This window comes from Caballeronia glebae (assembly GCF_001545035.1).
Classification (GTDB): Bacteria; Pseudomonadota; Gammaproteobacteria; order Burkholderiales; family Burkholderiaceae; genus Caballeronia; species Caballeronia glebae.
Genome location: NZ_FCOJ02000131.1, coordinates 1 through 4,348 on the forward strand (window position 1 = coordinate 1; position 4,348 = coordinate 4,348).

Here is a 4,348-nt window from a genome sequence, read left to right on the forward strand (position 1 = left end):
TTTGGCCAAGTAAGGATCGACTTCCCCATTCACCGCTTCGCTCACTTCTTGCCCGCCTTCGCTTCGTCAGCCAACGTGAGCTTGCCATCGGCCAACGTGAGCTTCAGCGGCCCCTCATCCGGCAGCTTCCTGGCGGCGACCACCTGCTTCCACGCTCCCGTCTGATTCGCGTTCCGATAGAACGCGGCAATCGCGATGAATCTCGTCTCCTTTTGCATCGGTTGCGACACGCTCACCGATGCGCCGGGATTGACCACCGCCGCCACGCTCGCCTGCACGTCCGGCGCGAGTACGCTCTGATCGCGACGAGCGAGATCGCTGAACGACGCGCTATCGAAGCGCTTGCGGTCTTTCAACTGATACACGCGCACCGCCACCGAATTCGCATGGCCCGAGGCGTCCGAATTCAGGTCCGCGCTCGCGTTCACATCGATGTTGACCTCCTTCACGCGCCAGTCGGTCATCGCGTGATACGCGTTCGCCGTTCCATCGGAGGTGGCCTGCCAGACGCCGCAGCCTGACAGTGCCAGAAGGAGCATGGTCGCGCCAGCCAGGTGATTTAGTTTCGACATCGTTCGTCCGCTCATACGACGTGTGGCTCAAGATGCGGATTGGGCTGCGGCGCCGGAAACACTTCACACACGCCCAACTCGACCGTGATCTGCCTTTCCTGCTGAGCGGGCAGCACCACGGTCCAGCCCAGACGCGGCGACACGGGCGCACGGGGTTTGCCCACCGACGGCTCCGGCGCAAAACGCGAGGACATCTGCATGCGCAGGTGCACATCCGCCTTCGTGCCGATGTAGAGCCGCACCAGCGCCATCAGATCGCGATGCAGCCACGCGCCAGGCAACAGATCCTGCGCCTGCTGCGCGTCGGTCGGCTTCAGCGTCACGCGCACCGCGCGGCTGCGATAGCGCAGACGCTTGCCCAGCACGTAACCGCCACCCAGGCCTTTCGGTTTGCCTGCCTGCGCTGGTTTTGCCGTCAGCGGCTGCCCTTGTCCAGCGCGTCTGGCCACGGGCCAGAATTCATCCACGCGCACGTCCACGCCCGGCGCGCCCAACGCAACCACGCCCGCCAGACCTTCCGGCGTGCGCGTGCGCTGAATCAGCAGGCCCAGCAGCGCCAGCATGCGCGAGTCGGGCAGGCCCGCACGCGCGGGCTTGTTGCCCCAGCCGAAGCCCACCAGACACAGCAGACTCTTCGAATACGCATCCGTGCCGCCGGGTCGAAAGGTCTCCGCATAGCGATACTTCTTCCACGCGCGATACAGCAGCGTCACGAACCGGTGATTGAACTGATCCAGAAACGCCTCGACCGCCTCGTGCCCTTCCTCGCGCATGGCGATGTCGTCGAGGTAGTGCGTGGGCATCACCGCATCGACGCCGTACAGACCCATGAAGGTCGTGCGGATCGTCGGCGGCAGCGGTTCACCGTATCCGCCGTCATCGATGTCATCGAATTCGACAGCGGCGATCTCGCCAGCAGGGAAGCCCATGCGCGGACGCGGCCGGAAACGCACCGGCTCGTGCTCGGGCGTGTCGCGCTCGCCGAAACCCGGTTTAGCCGGCGCGCTCGCCTCGAACAGCCGGCACAGCTGCATGAAGTTCATACGCGGAGCGCGCGCCAGGAGCGCGGCGACCAACGGTTCGACATCGGGGATATCACGCGGCTTCATAACGGCGCCCGATGCGTCTTGCTACGCGGCCACTCGATGCGCGTCTTGGATGGCAGCGTCACCAGCGCGAGCTTCGTGAAGAGATTCACCTCCGCATATAACTCGAAGAAGCGGTGCAGCAGTTCGCCGAAGAGCATCACATCGCCCTCGCCGGAGAAGGCTTGCGAATCGAGCGTCACTTCGATCAGCACGCCCCGCTCCACCGCGCCACCCGTGACTTCTTCGAGCAATTCCTCCGATACATGCAGAATGCCCGCCAGCCGCCGGCGATTAAGCTCGTCATTGGTCCAGTCGTAGAGCGCGAGCGCGCCACGCAGCACTTCCGCGTTCATCATCGACAGGAAGTTCGGCGCGAGGTGCGAGAGCACGCGCCACTGGAAGCGGTCGCCCGTGGGCGGATAGAGCGGTAACGTGGGCGCCACGAGGTTGCGCACGCCACCGACGTTCGGCGTGCTCTCGGCAAGTTCATCCAGACGCGCCTCGCGCAGGCCCTTGCGCGGCAACAATCCATTGGTGCCGGTCACGCGTAGCGACAGGCTTTCCTCCGGTAGATCGGTCATCGATTCCCACGCGTTGCCGCCCAGGATCAGCCAGGTTTCGTGCAGACCATCCATCCCCGCGCGCACGCGCGTGTGGAAATACCGCTCGGGCGACTCGTGCCGCAGCATCCCGCCGCGATGACGGAAGGTCGCGAATGGCACGTATGCGTAGCGCTCGGAGGTGAGGTGATCGAACGACTCGACCGCATCGACGCAATAGGTTTCGACGTGCCCGCCCTGATAACCCGCCGGCACCACGCGGTATTCCGTCTCGTGATGGTCGATGGTGACCGGTTCCGCATCGAGCTGAAACAGGTTGATGACCGGCGAGCAGAACAGGCGCACGTTGTCCTTCGTGAAGCGCTGATCGGAGGGATAAGCCTTCTTCAGCACGATCTCCAGCTCGAACCGGGTCGATTCTTCCGGAAGCTGATTGAGGTCGAATCCGCAGATATCGATGAAGAGAAATTTTTCGCGGAACGTGAAGTATTCGAGCAGCAGTTGATAGCCGGAGAAGGCGGCGTCCGCCTTCGGCCATAGCCGTTCGTCAGCGGAGAAGCCCGCTGGCTCGATGGTGACGCCCGCGAGCGGTCGTGCCTCGCCATCGCGCACTTCCGGCACGCGCCATTCGATCGATTCGACGTGACGCGTGAGCGCCAAGTGCATAGCAAACGCCGTGGGCAATTCCGCGCTCAGGTGCACGCGGATGTGCGACAGGTCCGTCTCGGCACGGCGCGTGGAGTGATCCAGTTCGAACGCGATACGGATGACGGATTTGCCGTCATGACGCACGGCCGGCCCGGCGCGCGTGATCTGGATCGGCTGGAGCGTGACGGCTTGCGTCGTGCGATAGAGACACTGAACCGTCTCGGGCTTGACGCCGTCATTGTTCTCCCTCGGCACCGGAATGGGCGCGGAGCGCACCGCCACGCCCGCAGGCACGGCAATCGTGCTCTGCATCTTCTCACCAAGCGGCGTCAACTCCACCACCGACAGCGATGGAATCATGCGCAGGTAATGCGGCCACAAGAGGCTCACGAGCCCTTCGGTCAGTTCCGGAAGTTCATCGTCGAGCTTTTGCTGCAGGCGGCCCGTCAGGAACGCGAAGCCTTCGTAGAGGCGCTCGACATAGGGATCGCGGTCGCCCACGCGGTCCAGATTGAGCATGCGCGCGCGATCCGGATGCGCACGGGCGAACTCGCGACCGGACTCGCGCAGATAGCGCATCTCGGCTTCGTAGTAGCCCAGCACCGGATCGTCGTGGCGGGTGTCGACATCGGCGTTCAGATCGCCGTCGATTTGGTAGGGGTTCTTCATGGCCTTTCTTATCAAAACGTCAGCGCGTGCATCGATTGATGCTTTACCTCGAAGACGGCAGCGGCACGCCGACTTTCTGCGCGGCGGCGAGCGCGCCGGGTGGCAGCGGCGGCGGATTCGGTCCCGTCGACTTCTCGGTGGCCGTCTTCGTCAGGAAGATGCGCGTGGGCAGCGTGAAGTGTCGCAACGCCAGCACGTCGAGCGGACCCGCGCCGGCTTCCGCGCGCAATTGCACCGAGAGCGCCGGACTCATACCTTGGTCGGGCGTCCACGAGAGCACATAGCGGGCGTTGTCCTGTTGCGTGACTTTCGCGCGCTCCATCAGCCGGATCAATGCGAAGCGGCCCTGCGCGTACATCGTTGAACGCAGGCCGCCTTCCTCGGTTTCCCACTGGAGCTGGGCGTTGTTATCCAGCGACTGGCCGGGCCACTCGAACGGCACCCACTGTTCCATCTGGTTGAAGTAGTGAAGCTGTTGGCCCGATGCCAGCAGCTTCAGGTCCGTGATGCCGGGTGTGGGCACGCCGCGCAGTTCGAATCGCACGCGTGCATCGCCCGAGGGGAACAGCACCGTCGAAACGTGTGTGAGCTTGTTGAGTGCTGCGAGGAACGCGGGGTCGAGCGTGAGCGTGCCCTGCTCGGATCCCTGAGCCGCGACCCACTGATCACCTTGGCGCTTGACGACACCCGCCAGTTCGGTCGTGACGAACTGCGCGATCACGCCGTTGTCCATGCGCATGAAGCGCACCATGTCCGGAAGTGACGCGTCGTTGTCCGAATCGGCGAACGGATAGCGCCCGCCGAACGCACG

Annotated in this window: 4 protein-coding genes; all 4 read right to left on the reverse strand. The window is 64.1% G+C overall.

Annotated features, from left to right (window positions below; genetic code table 11):
* Positions 1 to 41: 41 nt before the first annotated feature.
* Positions 42 to 539, reverse strand: coding sequence for a type VI secretion system lipoprotein TssJ (tssJ, locus tag AWB82_RS36145; protein WP_235023595.1), 498 nt, complete (start codon positions 537 to 539; stop codon positions 42 to 44).
* 44 nt (positions 540 to 583) lie between these two features.
* The gene (gene tssG / locus AWB82_RS36150; RefSeq protein ID WP_086974037.1) at positions 584 to 1,681 is read right to left on the reverse strand and encodes a type VI secretion system baseplate subunit TssG; all 1,098 of its coding nucleotides are present in this window, start codon (positions 1,679 to 1,681) and stop codon (positions 584 to 586) included.
* Positions 1,678 to 3,537 carry a type VI secretion system baseplate subunit TssF gene (gene tssF, locus AWB82_RS36155; RefSeq protein ID WP_086974038.1) on the reverse strand — a complete coding sequence of 620 codons (1,860 nt, stop codon included), beginning with the start codon at positions 3,535 to 3,537 and terminating at the stop codon, positions 1,678 to 1,680. The genes tssG and tssF overlap by 4 nt, the downstream gene beginning before the upstream one ends.
* Before the next feature lie 43 nt (positions 3,538 to 3,580).
* A partial coding sequence (locus tag AWB82_RS36160) for a type VI secretion IcmF C-terminal domain-containing protein (protein ID WP_327346123.1) occupies positions 3,581 to 4,348 on the reverse strand: 768 nt, incomplete at its 5' end.